This is a genomic window from Actinomadura livida (genome assembly GCF_014648675.1).
Classification (GTDB): Bacteria; Actinomycetota; Actinomycetes; order Streptosporangiales; family Streptosporangiaceae; genus Spirillospora; species Spirillospora livida.
The window spans coordinates 488907-505696 of sequence record NZ_BMRO01000006.1 but is presented as its reverse complement, the minus strand read 5'-3'; the positions used below and the strand labels follow the sequence as shown (position 1 = coordinate 505696).

Here is a 16790-nt window from a genome sequence, read left to right as displayed (position 1 = left end):
ACCGTCGCCGACACCTCGACCGTCTCACCCACCACCGCCTTGGCAGGCCACCTGCCACAACCCACCACCGGCGCCACGTCCAGAATCGGGATGCGCCCGAGTTCCGATTCCAGCTTCACCTGCATGTGCCGCTCCCGCGCGTCGGCGATGCCGGGGCACCGCGCCCCGCGCTCCAAGGCATCCATGCCCCGTCCGCAACTTCCGGCCATCAGCGCCACGACAAGATCACGCAAAGAGATCCCCCGCGCGTTCCGTCTGCCGCGGATGCCCGTTCCACGGCGTGGCGGGGCGTTCAGCGGTGCGTGCCCAGGGTGCCGTGCTCAGCGGGGCGCGGTGGACGCGAGCGCCTCGCGGGCGGTCGCCACGTCCGGGGCGATCGCGACCCGGCGCTGCAGGCCCGCCACGTCCGAGACCCGCCGGACGATGCCGCGCGGCGGCAGCACCACCCACATCGGGACGCCCATCTCGGTCGCCCGCATCTGGGACCGCGTGATCACGTTGAGGCCGTTGCTGTCGCAGAACGTGCAGCCGGTGAGGTCGAGGATCAGGGCCGGCGTCCCGGAGGCGAGGAGCCGCTCGGCCTGCCGGAGGATCGCGTCGCCGTTGCTGAGGTCCACCTCGGCCGGGAACGTCAGCGTCCCGCACGTCCGCGTGATCTCCACTCGCGCCACACCGAGATCCATGCTTCGCCCCAACGCCGGTCCCTCACCTGGATGACAACGGGGGGTACCTCACTGCGACTGTAAGCCCCGGGACCGGACGGAACCTTCAAGAGATGGTCAAGTCTCGGGCGGTGGTCCCTCATATCCCGGCCGATCCCGTTCATCGGCGACAGATCCTGGTTTGTCGCTTTCGAGGGGTCGGCGGCCGGGACCGCCCGGCCGGGGCGGCGCCGTCCCGGCATGGTCAAAGCCCTATATTTCACCCTGTGGACTGCTAACTTCGCGATCGGGTGGAACCGGGGGAGGCGGGATGAGCGCGGATCCAGTCGTCATCGACGGCGGCGACCGCTCCTGCGTGCGCCTCCTGCTGGAGCTGCGCGGCCGCATCGCGGACATGGCCCCCGGCACGGTCGTCCATCTGATCGCCAGCGACCCGGCCGCCCCCATCGACCTCCCCGCCTGGTGCCACCTGACCGGCCACACCTACCTCGGCCCGCTCGACGGCGCCGCGTCCCCCACCTACGCCCTCCGGGTGACGGCGGCCCCTCGGCCGACCTCCCCGGAGTCGCCCTGGCGGCCCCGCTGAGCGGTTCGCCCGCGCATCGCGCCGGCGCGGCGAGGCCGCTCGCACGCTCGCCCCGTCCGGCAGCCGCCCTGTGACCACGGGCCTGTGACCATGGGCCTGTGACCACGGCGTTGTGACCGCCGGCGGCGGGGGTGCCGCGTTGTCGGTGGCGCGTGCGAAGCTGAGCACGTGAGCGCCGAAGAGGAGCGTGCCGGAGTCCGGCTGACCAACCTCGACCAGCCCCTGTTCGAGGGCGCCGGGACGACCAAGCGCGACCTGGTCGACTACCTGGACGCCGTCGCCGACCGCATCCTCCCGCAGCTCGCGGGGCGGCCGCTGTCGGTCAAGCGCGTACTGCGGGGTCAGAAGCCCTTCATGCAGAAGAACCTCCCGAAGTACACCCCGTCCTGGGTGCCGCGCGTGACGGTGTGGGCGGAGTCGTCCCGGCGCGAGGTGTCGTACGCGCTGTGCGACGACCGCCGCACGCTGCTCTGGTTCGCCAACCAGCGCGCCGTCGAGTACCACCCGCCGCTCTTCCGCGACGGCGCCTGGGACCGGCCGACCCACCTGGTCGTCGACATCGACCCGCCCGCCCCGGACGACTTCGGCGCCGCCGTCCGCGCCGCCCGCCTCGTCCGGTCGGCGATGGACGCCTCCGGGCTGGCCGGGGCCGTCAAGACCAGCGGCGCGAAGGGCGTCCACGTGTTCGTGCCGCTGGACGGCCGCGCGCCCGCCGACGACGTGGCCGCCGCCACCCGCGCGCTCGCGGCCCGCGCCGAGCGCCTCGACCCGGACTTCGCCACCACGGCCTTCATCCGCGAGGACCGCGGCGGCAAGGTGTTCCTCGACTCCACCCGCGCCGGCGGGGCGACCGTCGTGGCCGCCTACAGCCCGCGGATCCGCCCCGGCACGCCGGTCTCGTTCCCCGTGCCGTGGGACGACCTCGACGGCGTCGCCCCCGCCGACTTCACCGTCCGGAACGCCGCGGGCCTGCTCGCGGACCGCGACCCGTGGGCCGAGCTCATGCCGCCCCCGCAGGAACTCCCGCCCGGCCTGATCGAGGAGGGCCACACCATCCCGGTCGCGCGGGTGCAGGCCATGCACGAGGGAAAGCGCCGGGCCCGCGCCCGCCGCGCCACCTGAGAAACGGCCCGCCCGAAACGGCGAGGCGAACGAAAACCGCGCCGATCCCGCTGTTTCCCCGGCCTTTCGCGCCGGGCGGCCGGGGAAACGAACGAGACGGCGGTCCCCTCTCAGGAATTCAGAATGACCGGCAGTTCACGGTGGCCATTCGATATGAACGATTCCACCTGGCGCAGTTCGCCCGGGTCGACGGCGAGGGCCATATCGGGGAAGCGGCCGAACAGCGCCGGAAGGGAGATCTCGGCCTCCATCCGCGCGAGGTGCTTGCCCACGCAGAAGTGCACGCCGTAGCCGAACGAGAGGTGCTCCTTGTCGGCGCGGGCGATGTCGAACGCGTCGGCGTCGTCGCCGTGCAGCGCGCGGTCGCGCCCGGCCGCGGCGTACGCGGCCAGGATCGCCTCGCCCTTCCGGATCGTCGCGCCGCCGACCTCGATGTCCTCGACGGCGTAGCGCAGCGGGAGGTTCGCCACGGGCGGCTGCCAGCGCAGCGTCTCCTCGATCACCTCGTCCCACGGCACCTCGCCGGACCGGACCCGCGCGTACTGCTCCGGGTGCGTCAGCATCGCGACGATCGCCTGGTCGAGCAGGTTCACGGTGGTCTCGTGCCCGGCGGAGATCATCAGGATCAGGGTGTCCACGAGCTCGTTCTCGCTGAGCCGCGAGCCCTCCTCGTCCCGCGCGGAGATCAGGACGCCGGCCAGGTCGTCGGCGGGCTCGCGGCGCCGGAACTCGACGAGGTCCTGCAGGATGCCGTACATCACCTGCTGGTTGGCGAGGGACTGCTCGGCCGTCAGCGCCGTGTTGAACACGCCGTCCACGCAGCGGCGCAGGCTCGGCCGCGTCTCGTCCGGGACGCCGAACAGCCGGCAGATCACCTCGATCGGCAGCGGGTAGGCGAACTCCTCGCGCAGGTCGGCCCGGCCGCCCGGTGCCGCCGCCAGCGCCGCGACGAGGTCCCGGGTGATCTCCGCCACGGCCGGCCGCAGCGCCTCGGTGCGCCGCGGGGTGAACGCCCGGGAGATGATCGTGCGGAGCCGGCGGTGGTCGTCGCCGTAGGCGGTGAACATGTTCTGCACCGACACCCACAGTGCCAGCGGCCAGTCCGGCGGGATCTCGCCGTTGATCCACGCGGCCCAATGCAGGTTCGGGTTCTTCGACACCATCGGATCGGCCAGCAGGCCCTTGAGCTCCTCCTGCCCCGTCACCGCCCACGCGGCCACGCCGCCGGGGAGTTCCACCGGCGTCACCGGCCCCCTTTCCCGCAGTTTCGCGGCCTCCCCCTGCACATCGGCGCCCGTGGGGTCGAGGACGTACGGATTCTCCATTGGATCTCTCCAGAGGTCGGGTCGGAACGCGCCGTGAATGGCGGCGTGCGAAAGACGACGCTGCCAACGTAGGTCCCGGCCCGGGCTTCCGGCTAGATCAACTCGGGGAATTGATCGGCGAATTCATTTCGGCCATTACCTAAATGGCGGCCCGGAAATCCTCGGGTGAGAGGGGCTCGCCGTGCGCGTGCTCGGTGAAGCGGCTCGCCGCCGGGATGTCCGGCTCCCCGGGCGCGCCGGTCCCGCCGGGCCGCGCCGGCTCGCCCCAGCCGTGCCCGGGGGACACGACGTTGTCGGGCGGCGCCTCGGCGGCGGTGCCGTACAGGTAGGAGCCGAGGCCGATCAGCAGGCGCTGCACGTCCTGCTGCGGCCGGACGACCAGCCGCACGAACTGGCTCGTGGACCCCAGCTTGTTGCCGCACTCGCGGATGAACACGCCGTGGTGGGAGATCAGGTGGTCGCGCAGCGCGACGCCGTCCCGGCCGTCCGGGAGCTTGATCATGATGAAGTTGCCCTGCGACGGGAAGACCTTCAGCCCCGGCAGCGCCGCGAGCTGCTGCGCCATCATCATCCGGTCCCGGGACAGCAGCCGCAGGCTCTCCCGGTACTCCGCGCCGTGCTCGCGCAGCAGGAACACCACGACCTCGGCGAAGGAGTTCAGGTTCCACTTCGGCAGCGCCGCCCGGACCGTCTGCGCCAGCGCTGGGTTCGCCACCATGTAGCCGAACCGGATGCCGTGCAGGCCGAAGTTCTTGCCGAGGCTCTTCAGGACGACGACGTTGGGCCGGATGCGCGCCTCGTCGGCGACGCTGGTGTGCGGCTCGGCGTCCACGAAGTCGAGGAACGACTCGTCCACCACGACCAGGTCCAGGTCGATGAGCAGGTCCAGCAGCCGGACGATCTCCCGCCGCGGGACGTAGCCGCCGTCGGGGTTGTTCGGGTTGCAGACGACCGCGACCCGCGACCCGCGGGTGCGGACGAAGTGCACGAACGCGTCCACGTCGAACTCGAAGCCGCGCATCTCCTGGAGCTGGAACATGTCGACGCGCTTGCCGGTCTCCATCGGCTGGTCCGTCCAGCGGCCGAACGTCGGGATCGGCGTGGCGAGGCTCTCCCGGACCAGCAGGTGGTCGATCCAGGTGATCAGCTCCGTGGACCCGTTGCCCATCACCACGGTCTGCGGGTTGTGCCCGAGCACCGAGCACAGCTCTGCGGTGATCGTGCCGGCGTCGCTCGGGTAGTACTTGAGGATCTGCTCCATGGCCCCCGCGAGCTGGGAGAACATCCCGGGCGTCGGGAAGTAGGGGTTGCAGGGGATGCAGAAGTCGACCAGGTCCTGCCGCCCCGACGACGCCCGCTGCAGGGCGAGGAAGGACGGGCTGTGCGCGTTCTTGCGCAGCAGGCTCGGATCGATCGAGTCCGTTGACACGGAAGGTGCTCCTCGCGCGCGGGGACGTCGCCGTGGCCGGGAGGCGGCGTCCGACCGGTGTCGTCCGCTGGCCGGGTCCGGTTGGTGCCCGCCCGCCAGAGGTACGGCCCGGCCGCCGCACGGGTTCAGCGCCCGGTGGGGCCCGTCCGGCGTTCCCGGCCCGGCGTCCCGGTCAGCGCCGCCCGGCGTCGGCCTCCAGCAGCCTGCGCAGCTCGCCGGCCGCGTCCGGCGCGAGCGCGGCGAAGCGCTCCCGGTACAGGGCGGTGGACTCGGCGGAGGGCCAGCCGTCCGGGAGGTGCTCGGCGGGCAGGCCGGGGTCGGTGCGCAGCACCTGCAGCCAGTCGGCGCCGAGGAGGGTGAGTCGGGTCAGCGGATGCCCCGCCGCCGCGCGGTCTGGCGTCCAGGCGGCGATGAACGACTCGTGCTCGGCGCGGATGGCGCCGACGTCCCAGGCCCGGTGCAGGAGCCTCGGCACGTCGGTGCCCTCCACCGGGACGGAGTAGAACCCGTCGGCCAGCTCGGCCAGCCCGGCGAACTCCGGGCCCTGGAAGATGGCGGCGATGTCGACGCGGCCGGGCGCGATCCACAGCCCGTCGCGCAGCCCGCCGAACCCCGCCCAGATCAGCCGGGCGCGGATCTGGTGGCGCAGGTCGCGGCGGCTCTCCGGCATCGAGTAGCTGAGCAGCGTCCACTCGCCGTCCGGGTGGGTGAACGGCGCCGGGGAGTCGACCCGGGGCTTGGCCTCGCGGAGCAGGTCCTCGGCCCACGGGGTGAGGGAGAACCGGGCGGTGCGGCCCTCCCGGGTCCGGGCGAGCAGGCCCTTGCGCGTCATCCGCGCGAGCGTGGCGCGCGCGGCCGCCTCCGCCACCCCGAGGTCGCCGAGCAGGTGCAGGAAGACCCGGGAGCTGATCGGCGGGTACCCGCGGTCGAGGACGAGCGAGCCGAGGAAGCTGAACAGCAGCTGCTGCGGGGCGCGAACGCGCGGCCGCGGGTTCGGGGACGCGTCCTGCACGGCGGTCATCCCTCGTCCTCTCGTCGTCCTCAGGGCAGATTATTCGATGAAATCCTGACGCGCGACAGCTATCAATCAAGCATCTTTGCTTGCGGGGCGCCGCCCACGTGCCGGTCAGGTGTCCGTATGATGGACATCCGACGGGCGTGCGAGCGGCGAGGGGATGATCGATGCCACGGGAAGGCACCGGACCGGATTTCATCGAGGCCCTGGCCCGGGGCCTCGACGTCATCACCGCCTTCGGGCCGCGGCGGCCCGTGATGTCACTGGCGCAGGTCGCCGAGGCCGCCGGCCTGGCCCGGCCGACCGCCCGCCGCATCCTGCTGACCCTCCGCGAACTCGGCTACGTGCGCGTCGAGGACGGAGGATACGCCCTCACCCCCCGCGTGCTCGACCTCGGTGTCTCCTATGTCCGTTCGATGGGGCTGTGGGACGTCGCCCGCCCGCACATGGAGCGCCTCGTCGAGCGGACCGGCGAGTCGTGCTCGATCGCGCAGCTCGACGGGTCCGACATCGTGTACGTCGCCCGCGTCGCCGTCCCGAAGATCGTCGCGCTGACGGTGCAGATCGGGACGCGCTTCCCGGCTCTGCAGACCTCGCTCGGCAAGGTCCAGCTCGCCGCGCTGGACCCCGCGGAGGTCGACCGGATCCTGGCCGAGCCGACCCGCTCCGGCCTGGAGCCGCGCGTCCGGCCGTCCCGGGAGGACCGGGACGCGGAGCTGCGCGAGGTCCGGGCGCGCGGGTGGGCGATGACCGACGAGCAGCTCGCCCGCGGCATCCGCTCGGTGGCGGCACCGCTGCGGGACGGCTCCGGGAAGGTCATCGCGGGCATCAACGTCAACACCCACGCCGCCGAGACGCCCGTCGAGCGGCTGCTGGAGGAGCACCTGCCGCTGCTGCTGCACACGGCGGGGGAGATCAGCGCCGACTTCGCGCGGCTGGAGACCGTCCCGCAGGTCACCCGCCCGGCCGCGGGATGAGCACGATCCGGCCCTCGGCCGCGCCGGCGGCCTGCCGCCGCCACGCCGCCGCCGCGTCGGCGAGCGGGACGGTCTCGTGCGCGACCGACAGCTCCCCGGCCGCGGCCCGCGCGGCGACGAACCCGATCGCCGCGGCCCGCTGCTCCGCCGTCAGCTCGTTGTTGGTGTAGCCGAGCAGCCGCAGCGACCTGCCGCGGAGGGTGGCGGACTCGATCGGGCACGTCTCGCCCGCCGAGCCGCCCAGGTTGACGAGCCGCCCGCCGGGGCGCAGCGCCAGCGCGGCGGCCGCGGCCGGGGCGCCGAACAGCGGGTCGAGCACCAGGTCGGCCGGGCCGTCCGCGGCGGCGGCGAACCGGCGGGCCAGCTCGCCGGCGTCGCCGGTGTCGAGCGCGACGACCGCGTCCGCCCCTGCCCGCTCCGCGCGCTCCAGCGCGGCCGGGGAGCGCGCGCCCGCCACGACCCGCCGCGCGCCCGCGATCCGGGCGAGCCGCACCGCCGCCTGCCCGACGACGCCGCCCGCGCCGAGCACGATGACCTGCTCGCCCGGGGCCAGCTCGCCGCGCATGGTGAGCGCCATGTGCGCGGCGACCGCCGAGAGCCCGAGCGCGGCCAGCGCCACCGGGTCGGTGCCGTCCGGCAGCTCGACGAGCTCCGACTCCGGGACGGCCGCGACCTCCGCCATGCTCCCGTCGCCCGCCGCCATCCCGGCCGGGGTCGGGAACCACACCGTCCGGCCGCCCGCGGTCCCCACGCCCTGGACGCCCGGCACGTACGGCGTCGCGGGCCGCCCGAAGTAGGACGTGCCCGTGGCGCACAGCAGGTCGAGCGGCGTGACGGGCGCGGCGAGGACGTCCACCAGCACCTCGCCGTCCCGGGGCACGGGCGTGTCCCGCTCCGCCACCACCGGCGGCCGGCCGCACTCGCGGATCTCGGCGGCGCGCACGGTCAGGTCGCGATGTCGGGGTAGGGGAGCGTCATGTGCGAGAGCTTCCGCGCGTACTCAAGCTGAAACCCGAGCGGCTCGTCGTAGTCGCGCTCGAACATCGCGATGAACAGCGTCAGCGTGAGGAACGGGTGCGCGCCCAGCTCGAACAGCTTCGGGTAGTCGTGCGCGGCGAGGGCCGCCCGCTCGGCGTCCGCGAAGCGCAGCCAGGTGCTGGACTCGGCGCCGTGGCAGTTGAGGATTCGGTTGGCCTGCCCCTCCTCCCACCACGCCACCGTCGCCTCCGGCTCGTCCCGGTAGCGCTCGACCAGGGCGGGGTCGCGGTCGACGGTGAAGAGGAACTTGTTCAGCAGGTACTTGCTCACTTGCCCGCTCCGGTCGGGTACCAGGTGAAGTACGCCTCCATCGTGTGGAACAGGTCGTAGGTGTCGACGTAGTCGGCCTTCCGGCCCTCGCCCGCGACGCCCATCATCAGCATGAAGTCCATGAACCCGTGGGTGGCGTTGCCGGGGGCGTGCAGGCTGTCGAGCGTCACCTCCGACAGGCAGCCCTCGATGTCGCCGGTGGAGATCCACTCGACGGCCTTCGCGTCGAACTCGGGGTCGGGGCCGTGCGGGCCGAACTGGCGCGGGCCGCCGAGCTCCAGCGACAGGTGCCCGGTGCCGACGATCGCGACCCGCTGGTTCCCGGGCCACGACTCGACCAGCTCCCGGATCGTCTCGCCGAGCTGGACGAACCGCTTCGGCCGCGGCAGCGGCGGCGCGAAGATGTTGGTGTAGACGGGGACGATCGGCAGGTCGTTCTGCGGGCGCAGCGTGATGATCGGGCACGTGATCGAGTGGTCGATGCGCAGCTCGTTGGAGAACGCCAGGTCGAAGCCCGCGTCGATGCCCTCCCGCAGCAGGTACGCCGACAGGTCCTCCTGCCCCTTCATCACCATCCGGGGGAGCCCGAACTCGCGTTCCTCGTTGTACCAGTTCGCGTCGTAGAAGGGCGCCTTGCCGATGAGGAACTGCGGCATGTTGTCCAGCCACAGCTGGTGGAAGTGGTCGGACCCGACCATCACCAGGACGTCGGGGCGGGCCCTGGTGAGCGTCTCGCGGAACGCCTCGACCTTGCGGACCCATTCGTCGGCGAAGCCGGGGCGGTCCTCCCCGGTCGCCGTGCTCGCTCGGTGGTAGAAGGGGTGGTGGGTCGAGGCGATCACAGCGACCAGTTCAGCCATGACGGTCTCCGGGGGAGTAGGGGTCGGGGGCGACGGACCGGTTGTTGAGGTCCACCGACAGGAAGATCTCGTTGCCGACCGGGCGGCGCAGCTCCTCGGCGAGCTGCCCGATGAGCCCGGCGGTGCGGGCCAGCAGCGCGAACCCGCGCAGCAGCTCCAGCGGGAGCCCGAGGTCGGCGAGCGCGGCGCCGCACACCCCGGCGCCGTTCAGCGGCAGCTTCTTGCCGAGCACCTCGGGGTGGACGCGGCCGATCGCGGCGAACAGCGACAGGTGCGGCCCGAACAACCCCTCCTCGGCGGCGATCCGCATCAGCCTGGGGGTCCGCGGGTCGCCGTCCTTGTGGACGTGGTGGCCGAGGCCGGGGACGAACCGCTTCGCCTCGCGTTCCGCGCGGACGGTCCGCAGCGCGAGCGCGTCCCACTCCTCGTCGGTGGCCGGAGGGTCGCCGTCCACCGTTTCGAGCACGCCGTGCAGGAACCGGCCGGTGTCCTCGGTGACGCCGAGGAACCGGGAGCCGCCGCCGAGCAGCCCGGCGGCGAGGGCGCCCTGCACCGAGTCGGGCGCCGACAGGTACGTGAGGCGGGTGACGATCGCGGTCGGGGTGAAGCCGTGGTCGGCGAGCGCGGCGAGGACGGCCTCGAACACGCGGGTCTCGCCCGGCTCCGGCCGCCGCTGCGCCGCGAGCCAGAACGCCAGCTCGCCGAAGCCGACCTCGCCCATCACGTCCTCGGCGAGGTCGTGCCCCAGCAGGGTGATCTTGTCCCGGCTGGACGCGCCGAGCGCGGTCGGGTACTCGGGCCGCTCAGCCACGGTCGTCCCCCTGCGGCCCCGTGTCCTCCTGTGGCCCCGTGTTCTCCTGTGGCCCCGTGTTCTCCTGTGGCCCTGTGCCGTCCCGCGGTTCGGCGAGCCATTTGCGCAGCTCCGCGCCGTGCTCGTCCAGCTCCGGCGGCGGCAGCCGGTACGTCGCGGGCGTGCGGGAGAAGCGGATGGGGTGCCGGGTGGTCGGCACGGCCTGGCCGCCCTCGCCGACCACGACGACCGGGTCCAGCCCGAACCGCTCCGCCATCGCGAACCCGCCGTCGATCGTGTTGATCGGCCCGCTCGGCACGCCGGCCTCCACGAGCAGGTCGAACCACTCGACGGCGCCGCGCAGCCGCAGCCGCTCCACCAGGATCGGGCGGAGCTCGGCGCGGTTGGCGGTCCGGGCGGCGTTGGTCGCGAAGCGGGGGTCGTCCGGGACGTCCGGGACGCCGAGGACCTCGCACAGCCTGCGGAACTGCCGGTCGTTGGCCGCCGTGACGATGAGGTCGCTGTCGGCGGTCGGGAGCGGCTCGTAGGGGAACACGCTCGGGTGCGCGTTGCCCATCCGGTACGGGACGGTGTCGCCGGCGACGTACGCCGAGCTGTGGTTGACCAGCCCGGTCAGCGCGGACGACAGCAGGTTCACCTCGACGAGCTGCCCCTCGCCGGTCGCGTCGCGGTGCCGCAGCGCCGCGAGGATGCCGATCGCGGCGTGGTTGCCCGCCATCACGTCGAACACCGAGATCCCGGCCCGGTAGGGCGGGCCGTCCGGGTCGCCGGTCAGGCTCATCAGCCCGGAGATCGCCTGCACCATCAGGTCGTAGCCGGGGACGTCGCGCCCCGCCCCGGACCCGAACCCGGTGATCGAGCTGTAGACGATGCCGGGATTGGCGGCGCGCACCGAGTCGTAGTCGAGGCCGAACCTGCCGAGGCCGCCCGGCTTGAAGTTCTCGATCAGCACGTCCGCGCGGCGGGCCAGCTCCCGGGCGGCCGCGGCGTCGGCCTCGTCCCGCAGGTCGAGGGCGATGGAGCGCTTGCCCCGGTTGATGCCGAGGTAGTAGGTCGACACGTCGCCGCGCGCGGGCGGCGTCCAGGTGCGGGTGTCGTCGCCCCCCGGGCCCTCCACCTTGACCACTTCGGCGCCCAGGTCGGCCAGCAGCATCGTGGCGTAGGGCCCGGCGAGGATCCGGGAGAAGTCCGCCACCAGCACCCCCGCCAGGGGGCCGCCCGGCCCTTCGCGCGCGGTGTCGTCCGTCATCCGGCTCCTTGTCGCTCGGTCTCTCGTCCGATGGGCGGACGCTCGTCCGCACTCCCGATTGTGCCACGGCGATATCGAACCCGGTCAAGTGGTTGACACTTTGACTATCGCTCGAAAGAGTGGCCATATGCAGCTTTGACCGTACAGCGGACATTAGTCCGTGACTGCTCCGGGGTGAGTGTCCCGAAGGACGAGGAGTGCGAGCGATGCCGAACACGACGAGCGGGTTCGAGCCGGGCCGTCCCGTGGTGCTGCGCGGCGGGATGGTCCTGCCGATGACCGAAGGGCGCGAGGTCCTCGACCCCGCCGACGTCCTCGTCACCGGAGAGACGATCACCGCGGTCGGCCCGGACCTCCAGGTGCCGGAGGGCACCGCGGAGATCGACGCGTCCGGCGGCATCGTCATGCCCGGGATGATCGACACCCACCGGCACATGTGGCAGACCGCGATGCGCGGCTACGGCGCCGACTGGACGCTGACCCAGTACTTCGTCTGGTACTACCTAGAGCACGGCAAGCGGTTCCGGCCCGACGACATCCACGCGGGCAACGTGCTCGCGGCCCTGGAGGCCGTCGACGCCGGAGTCACCACGGTCGTCGACTGGTCGCACGGCCTGCAGACCCTCGACCACGCCGACGCCGCCGTGGACGCGCTGCGCTCGGTCCCCGGGCGGTTCGTCCTCGCCTACGGCAACATCCAGGCGCCGCCCGCCGAGTGGACCGGCACCCCCGAGTTCCGCGACTTCGCCGGCAGGCTCATCGGCGGCGACATGCTCGGCTTCCAGCTCGCGTTCGACGTGGTCGGCGACCCGTCCTTCCCGGAGAGGCCCGCCTTCGAGGTCGCCCGCGACCTGGGCGCCCCCGTCACCACCCACGCCGGGGTGTGGGGCGCGACCAGCGACGAGGGCATCAAGCAGATGCACGACCACGGGTTCATGACGCCCGAGACGGTGTACGTGCACGCCGCGTCGCTGTCGGCCGACTCCTACCACCGGATCGCGGCCACCGGCGGCTCCATCTCCGTCTCCACCGAGAGCGAGCAGAGCGCCGGGCAGGGCTACCCGCCCACCTGGGTCCTGCGCGAGCACGACATCCCGGTGTCGCTGTCGATGGACACGAGCGTCTGGTGGAGCGGCGACCTGTTCTCCGCCATGCGGACCACGCTCGGCGCCGACCGCTGCCGCATGCACCTGGAGGCGCACAACAGGGGCGACACCGTCACGCACTGCAACCTGCGCGCCGACCAGGTCGTCGAGTGGGCCACCCGCGGCGGCGCCCGCGCGATCGGCCGCGACGACCTCGGCACCCTCGCACCGGGCAAGAAGGCCGACGTCGTCCTGATCAAGAACGACGACTCGCCGGTGTCGTTCCCCGTGCTCAACCCCTACGGGCACGTCGCGTTCCAGGCCCAGCGCGGCGACGTGCACACCGTCCTGGTGAACGGGCGCGTCGTCAAGCACGACCACCGCCTGGTGGACGTCGACCTGGCCGCCGCGCGCCGCGAGGTCGAGGCCACGGTCGAGTACCTGCGCTCGTCGATGGGCGAGCAGGCGTGGGCGGACGGCATGAACCCCGACGTCCCGGAGACCAAGATCCTCGACAACCCGTACACGTACACCGACTACCGCAGCGCCCAGACCCGGACGCGCTGACCCGGACGCGCCGACCCGGGACCCGGGGGAACGCGCCGGCTCCGCGGCTTCGGAGGGGAGGCCGCGGAGCCGGCGGCTCGGGACGGCGGGGGAGCGGTCAGCCCCAGACCTCTTCTGCGGTCTCGGCGATGAGGCGCAGCTTCGCCGCCTGCTCCTCGGCGCTCAGCACGTTGCCCTCCACGGTGGAGGAGAAGCCGCACTGCGGCGACAGGCAGATCTGGTCGAGCGGGACGTGCCGCGCCGCCTCGTCGATGCGGCGCTTCAGGTCGTCCTTGGACTCCAGCTCGCCGCGCTTGGTCGTCACCAGGCCGAGCACGACCATCTTGCCCGGCGGGACGAACCGGAGCGGCTCGAAGCCGCCCGACCGCTCGTCGTCGAACTCCAGGAAGAACCCGTCCACCTCCAGCTCGCCGAACAGGGCCTCGGCGACGAAGTCGTAGCCGCCCTCGGCCGTCCAGGACGACCGGAAGTTGCCCCGGCACATGTGGGTGGTGACGTTCATGCCCTCGGGCCGCCCGGCCAGCGAGGCGTTGATCTGCCGGATGTAGCGCAGGTGGAGGTGCTCGGCGTCGTCGCCGCGCTCCTTGATCATGGCCCGCTGCGCCGGGTCGTTGAGGTAGGCGAGGCTCGTGTCGTCGAGCTGGAGGTACCGGCAGCCCAGCTCGCCGAGCCGCTTCACCTGCTCGGCGTAGGCGGCGGCCAGGTCGGCCCAGAACTCCTCGATCTCGGGGTAGACCTTCGGGTCGATCGACGCCGGCCCGCCCCGGTAGTGGACCATGTTCGGCGACGGGATCGTCAGCTTCGGCGTCACCCCGTCCCCGGCGGCGTCCCGCAGGAACGCGAAGTGGTCCGCGAAGATCGTGTGCTCCAGCCGGACCTTGTCGTGCACGCTCAGCGCGGCCGTGCTGAACTCGATGTCCCCGGCCTCGTTGTGGAACTGGACCTTGATCTTCTCGTCCGCCGGGCTGATCCCGCCGAGCTGGTAGATGAAGTCCATGTGCCACGAGGTGCGGCGGAACTCGCCGTCGGTGGCCGACCGCAGCCCGGCCTCGCGCTGCATCCGGACCGCGTCGCCGACGGCGGCGTCCTCCACCTCGGCGAGCCGGGCGGCGTCGATGCGCCCCTGCGCATGGTCGTCCCGCGCGGCCAGCAGTTCGGGCGGCCGCAGCAGGCTGCCGACGTGGTCGGCCCGGAACGGCGGCTTGGTTCGCACGGACAAGGCTTGCTCCTTCTGCGGGGTGAATCGGACGCTGCCAATCTAGGCACTGCCGCGACTGCGATCAATCATTTGCCGAAGATGCGTCCGACCTCAGCGATCGCGCGCCGGCCCGGCACGGCGCGCGGCGTCCCGCCCCGGCTCAGTCCGCGGTGGCCGGCGCGGCCGCCACCTCGCGCGCCTCCCGCTCGACCTGCGCGAACTCCGCGGCCATCGCCTCGGCGAGCGCCTTGGCGGCCGACAGCGGCCGGACCATGACCGTGAGCTCCTCGACCAGGCCCGCGTCGTTCGTCCGCAGGAAGTCGCAGCCGCTGATCGTGAGGTCGCCGACCTTGGCCTCGAACAGCAGGGCGTGGTCGCGGCCGTCGCTGATCTCGCGGGTGTAGCGGATGCCGGCGAAGACTCGCAGCACCGCGCGCAGGATCGCCGCGGTGACCGGTTTGCCGGAGTACGGCTTGAAGACGACGGGGCTGGTGAACACGACGTCGTCCGCCAGCATGGCCTCGATCGCGTCGCGATCGCCGGCCTCCGCCGCCGCTCGGAAGGGATGCATCTACTCTTCTCACCTTGTAGTCATATTGTTGACTAACCAGTAACGAGAATAACGGCAGGTGGACGCCGGGCGCCACCGCCTGCGGCACCCCTCACCGCGGGGTCACCGACCACGATCCCGGCGGACATGCCCGAAGAATGTGGCTCGGGATGATTAATCGCGGTGCCATGGGTAGGACGTTTCCTTCGCTGCCCCGAGCACGGTGAGGTTGAGTTCGCCCATGACGAGCCAGGAGCCCGGCCGTCCCGCCTCCCTCGACGACGTCAAGGGCTGGTTCCCCGAGACCGACCAGCGGCTGTTCACCTGGTTCCTGGAACGCCAGGACCAGCTCGGGGAGTCCGGCGACCTGGTGGAGCTCGGCTCCTACCTCGGCAAGAGCGCCATCCTGATGGGGCGCCACCTGCGGGACGGTGAGACATTCACGGTGTGCGACCTGTTCGACTCCGACGCGTCGGACGACCCGAACCGGGCGGAGATGGCCAGGTCCTACGCCACGCTGACCCGCGCGGCCTTCGAGGAGAACTACCGCGCCTTCCACGACCGGCTGCCGGAGATCGTCCAGGGGCCGACCTCCTCGATCCTGGACCACGTCCAGCCCGAGTCGTGCCGGTTCGTGCACGTGGACGCGTCCCACCTGTACGAGCACGTGCGCGGCGACATCCGGGCCGCGCAGGTCATGCTCCGCCCCGGCGGCGTGATCGTCTGCGACGACTACCGGTCCGAGCACACGCCGGGCGTCTCGGCCGCCGTCTGGGAGGCGGTGATCACCGGCGGCCTCCGGCCGGTCTGCATCACCCCGATGAAGCTCTACGGGACGTGGGGCGACAGCGGTCCCGTGCAGGACGACCTCCTGAACTGGCTGGAGAAGCAGGAGGACGTGTGGCACGAGGTCCAGCAGGTCGCCGGGCGCCGCCTCGTCCGGGTCAAGAAGAAGCGCGCGAAGAAGCCCGACAAGCACAAGGAGAAGGTGCGCCGGCTGGAGGAGCGCCTCGCGGCGACGGAGGAGAGCCTCGCCGAGACGCGGCACCTGCTCGCCTCCGTCCGCGGCTCGGTGAGCTTCCGGGTCGGCCGGGCGGTGACCGCCCTCCCCAGGGCGATGCGCGGCGGCCGCCGCCGGTAGCGCGGAACCCTGTGCGGAACCTAGAACACGTTCTAGTATCGGTCGCATGCGCCATGGCATCGTGCTCTTCACAAGTGACAGGGGCATCACGCCCGCCGCCGCCGCGAAGGCCGCAGAGGAGAACGGGTTCCACACGTTCTACGTCCCCGAGCACACGCACATCCCGGTCAAGCGCGAGGCCGCGCATCCCGGCACGGGCGACGCGTCGCTCCCGGACGACCGGTACATGCGCACGCTGGACCCCTGGGTCTCGCTGGCGTCCGCGGTCACCGTCACCTCCGCCATCCGGCTCGCCACGGCGGTCGCGCTGCCCGTGGAGTCCGACCCGATCACCCTCGCCAAGGCCATCGCCACGCTCGACCACCTGTCCGGCGGGCGGGTGACGGTCGGCGCCGGGTTCGGCTGGAACACCGACGAGCTCGCGGACCACGGCGTCCCCGCCGGGAAGCGGCGGACGGTGCTGCGGGAGTACGTGGAGGCGATGCGGGCGCTGTGGACGCAGGAGCAGGCGTCCTACGCCGGGGAGTTCGTCTCGTTCGGCCCGTCCTGGGCCTGGCCGAAGCCGGTCCAGGCACACGTGCCGCTGCTGATCGGCGCCGGCGGCGGGCCGAAGACGTTCGCGTGGATCGCCGCCAACGCCGACGGCTGGATGACGACCCCCACCGAGCGCGACATCCTGCAGAAGACCGCCGCGCTGCGGGCCGCGTGGGAGGACGCGGGCCGCGCCGGACGCCCGGAGATCTCCGTCCTGGCCACCATGCGCCCCTCCGCCGAGGACATCGCGGTCTGGGAGGACGCGGGCGTCACCGAGATCATGTGGGGCCTCCCGGACAAGCCCGAGGACGAGGTCGCCGCCTTCCTCGCCCGCCACGCGAAGCGCCTCGGCCTCTGACCGGCCGCCGCCC

18 protein-coding genes are annotated in these 16790 nt (G+C 72.5%); 6 read left to right on the top strand and 12 right to left on the bottom strand.

The window, feature by feature from the left end; translation table 11 throughout:
• Together IEZ03_RS17430 and IEZ03_RS17425 are read right to left on the bottom strand one after the other, a co-directional pair.
• A partial coding sequence (locus IEZ03_RS17430; RefSeq protein ID WP_229808357.1) for a maltotransferase domain-containing protein occupies positions 1-209 on the bottom strand: 209 nt, incomplete at its 3' end.
• Between the two features lie 111 nt (positions 210-320).
• Positions 321-671 carry an STAS domain-containing protein gene (locus IEZ03_RS17425; protein ID WP_184883258.1) on the bottom strand — a complete coding sequence of 117 codons (351 nt, stop codon included), beginning with the start codon at positions 669-671 and terminating at the stop codon, positions 321-323.
• A 301-nt stretch (positions 672-972) separates the two neighbouring features.
• On the opposite strand from IEZ03_RS17425, the gene IEZ03_RS17420 reads away from it, so the two are divergent.
• Together IEZ03_RS17420 and IEZ03_RS17415 are read left to right on the top strand one after the other, a co-directional pair.
• Entirely contained in the window at positions 973-1248 is a 276-nt protein-coding gene (locus tag IEZ03_RS17420) for a sulfurtransferase TusA family protein (protein WP_184883260.1), read from the top strand.
• A 168-nt stretch (positions 1249-1416) separates the two neighbouring features.
• Positions 1417-2370 carry a DNA polymerase domain-containing protein gene (locus IEZ03_RS17415; protein ID WP_184883262.1) on the top strand — a complete coding sequence of 318 codons (954 nt, stop codon included), beginning with the start codon at positions 1417-1419 and terminating at the stop codon, positions 2368-2370.
• A gap of 110 nt (positions 2371-2480) precedes the next feature.
• Here the strand turns inward: IEZ03_RS17415 and IEZ03_RS17410 are convergent, their stop codons facing one another.
• The 3 genes from IEZ03_RS17410 to IEZ03_RS17400 form a co-directional block, all read right to left on the bottom strand.
• A complete protein-coding gene (locus IEZ03_RS17410) occupies positions 2481-3695 on the bottom strand; it encodes a cytochrome P450 family protein (RefSeq protein WP_184883264.1) in 1215 nt (404 codons plus the stop codon).
• Between the two features lie 139 nt (positions 3696-3834).
• On the bottom strand, positions 3835-5124 hold the full coding sequence (locus tag IEZ03_RS17405) for a pyridoxal phosphate-dependent aminotransferase (protein WP_184883266.1): 1290 nt from the start codon (positions 5122-5124) through the stop codon (positions 3835-3837).
• 172 nt (positions 5125-5296) lie between these two features.
• Positions 5297-6145, bottom strand: a complete 849-nt coding sequence (locus IEZ03_RS17400; protein WP_184883268.1) for a PaaX family transcriptional regulator — start codon at positions 6143-6145, stop codon at positions 5297-5299.
• A gap of 161 nt (positions 6146-6306) precedes the next feature.
• Here IEZ03_RS17400 and IEZ03_RS17395 point away from each other — a divergent pair, with 161 nt between their 5' ends.
• On the top strand, positions 6307-7116 hold the full coding sequence (locus IEZ03_RS17395; RefSeq protein ID WP_184883270.1) for an IclR family transcriptional regulator domain-containing protein: 810 nt from the start codon (positions 6307-6309) through the stop codon (positions 7114-7116).
• Here IEZ03_RS17395 and IEZ03_RS17390 read toward each other — a convergent pair.
• From IEZ03_RS17390 to IEZ03_RS17370, 5 genes are read right to left on the bottom strand one after another with little or no spacing between them, the layout of a single operon-like run.
• A complete protein-coding gene (locus IEZ03_RS17390; protein ID WP_184883272.1) occupies positions 7094-8059 on the bottom strand; it encodes a quinone oxidoreductase family protein in 966 nt (321 codons plus the stop codon). The genes IEZ03_RS17395 and IEZ03_RS17390 overlap by 23 nt on opposite strands.
• Positions 8060-8061: 2 nt before the next feature.
• Entirely contained in the window at positions 8062-8424 is a 363-nt protein-coding gene (locus tag IEZ03_RS17385; protein WP_184883274.1) for a hypothetical protein, read from the bottom strand.
• Positions 8421-9284, bottom strand: coding sequence for a DODA-type extradiol aromatic ring-opening family dioxygenase (locus IEZ03_RS17380; RefSeq protein ID WP_184883276.1), 864 nt, complete (start codon positions 9282-9284; stop codon positions 8421-8423). Before IEZ03_RS17380 ends, IEZ03_RS17385 begins: the two co-directional genes overlap by 4 nt.
• Positions 9277-10095 carry a citryl-CoA lyase gene (locus IEZ03_RS17375; RefSeq protein ID WP_184883278.1) on the bottom strand — a complete coding sequence of 273 codons (819 nt, stop codon included), beginning with the start codon at positions 10093-10095 and terminating at the stop codon, positions 9277-9279. The genes IEZ03_RS17380 and IEZ03_RS17375 overlap by 8 nt, the downstream gene beginning before the upstream one ends.
• A complete protein-coding gene (locus IEZ03_RS17370) occupies positions 10088-11344 on the bottom strand; it encodes a CaiB/BaiF CoA transferase family protein (protein ID WP_184883280.1) in 1257 nt (418 codons plus the stop codon). Before IEZ03_RS17370 ends, IEZ03_RS17375 begins: the two co-directional genes overlap by 8 nt.
• Positions 11345-11550: 206 nt before the next feature.
• Here IEZ03_RS17370 and IEZ03_RS17365 point away from each other — a divergent pair, with 206 nt between their 5' ends.
• Positions 11551-12996, top strand: coding sequence for an amidohydrolase family protein (locus IEZ03_RS17365; RefSeq protein WP_184883282.1), 1446 nt, complete (start codon positions 11551-11553; stop codon positions 12994-12996).
• 97 nt (positions 12997-13093) lie between these two features.
• Here IEZ03_RS17365 and IEZ03_RS17360 read toward each other — a convergent pair whose 3' ends face one another.
• The gene (locus IEZ03_RS17360; RefSeq protein ID WP_229808356.1) at positions 13094-14209 is read right to left on the bottom strand and encodes a 5-methyltetrahydropteroyltriglutamate--homocysteine S-methyltransferase; all 1116 of its coding nucleotides are present in this window, start codon (positions 14207-14209) and stop codon (positions 13094-13096) included.
• A gap of 145 nt (positions 14210-14354) precedes the next feature.
• Positions 14355-14765 carry a nuclear transport factor 2 family protein gene (locus tag IEZ03_RS17355; RefSeq protein WP_132049326.1) on the bottom strand — a complete coding sequence of 137 codons (411 nt, stop codon included), beginning with the start codon at positions 14763-14765 and terminating at the stop codon, positions 14355-14357.
• A gap of 220 nt (positions 14766-14985) precedes the next feature.
• Between IEZ03_RS17355 and IEZ03_RS17350 the strand changes: the two genes are divergently transcribed.
• Positions 14986-15885: a class I SAM-dependent methyltransferase gene (locus tag IEZ03_RS17350; protein ID WP_184883285.1), complete on the top strand. Its 900-nt coding sequence runs from the start codon at positions 14986-14988 to the stop codon at positions 15883-15885.
• A 46-nt stretch (positions 15886-15931) separates the two neighbouring features.
• Complete coding sequence (locus tag IEZ03_RS17345) at positions 15932-16777, top strand: LLM class F420-dependent oxidoreductase (protein ID WP_184883287.1); 846 nt, start codon at positions 15932-15934, stop codon at positions 16775-16777.
• Positions 16778-16790 lie beyond the last annotated feature (13 nt).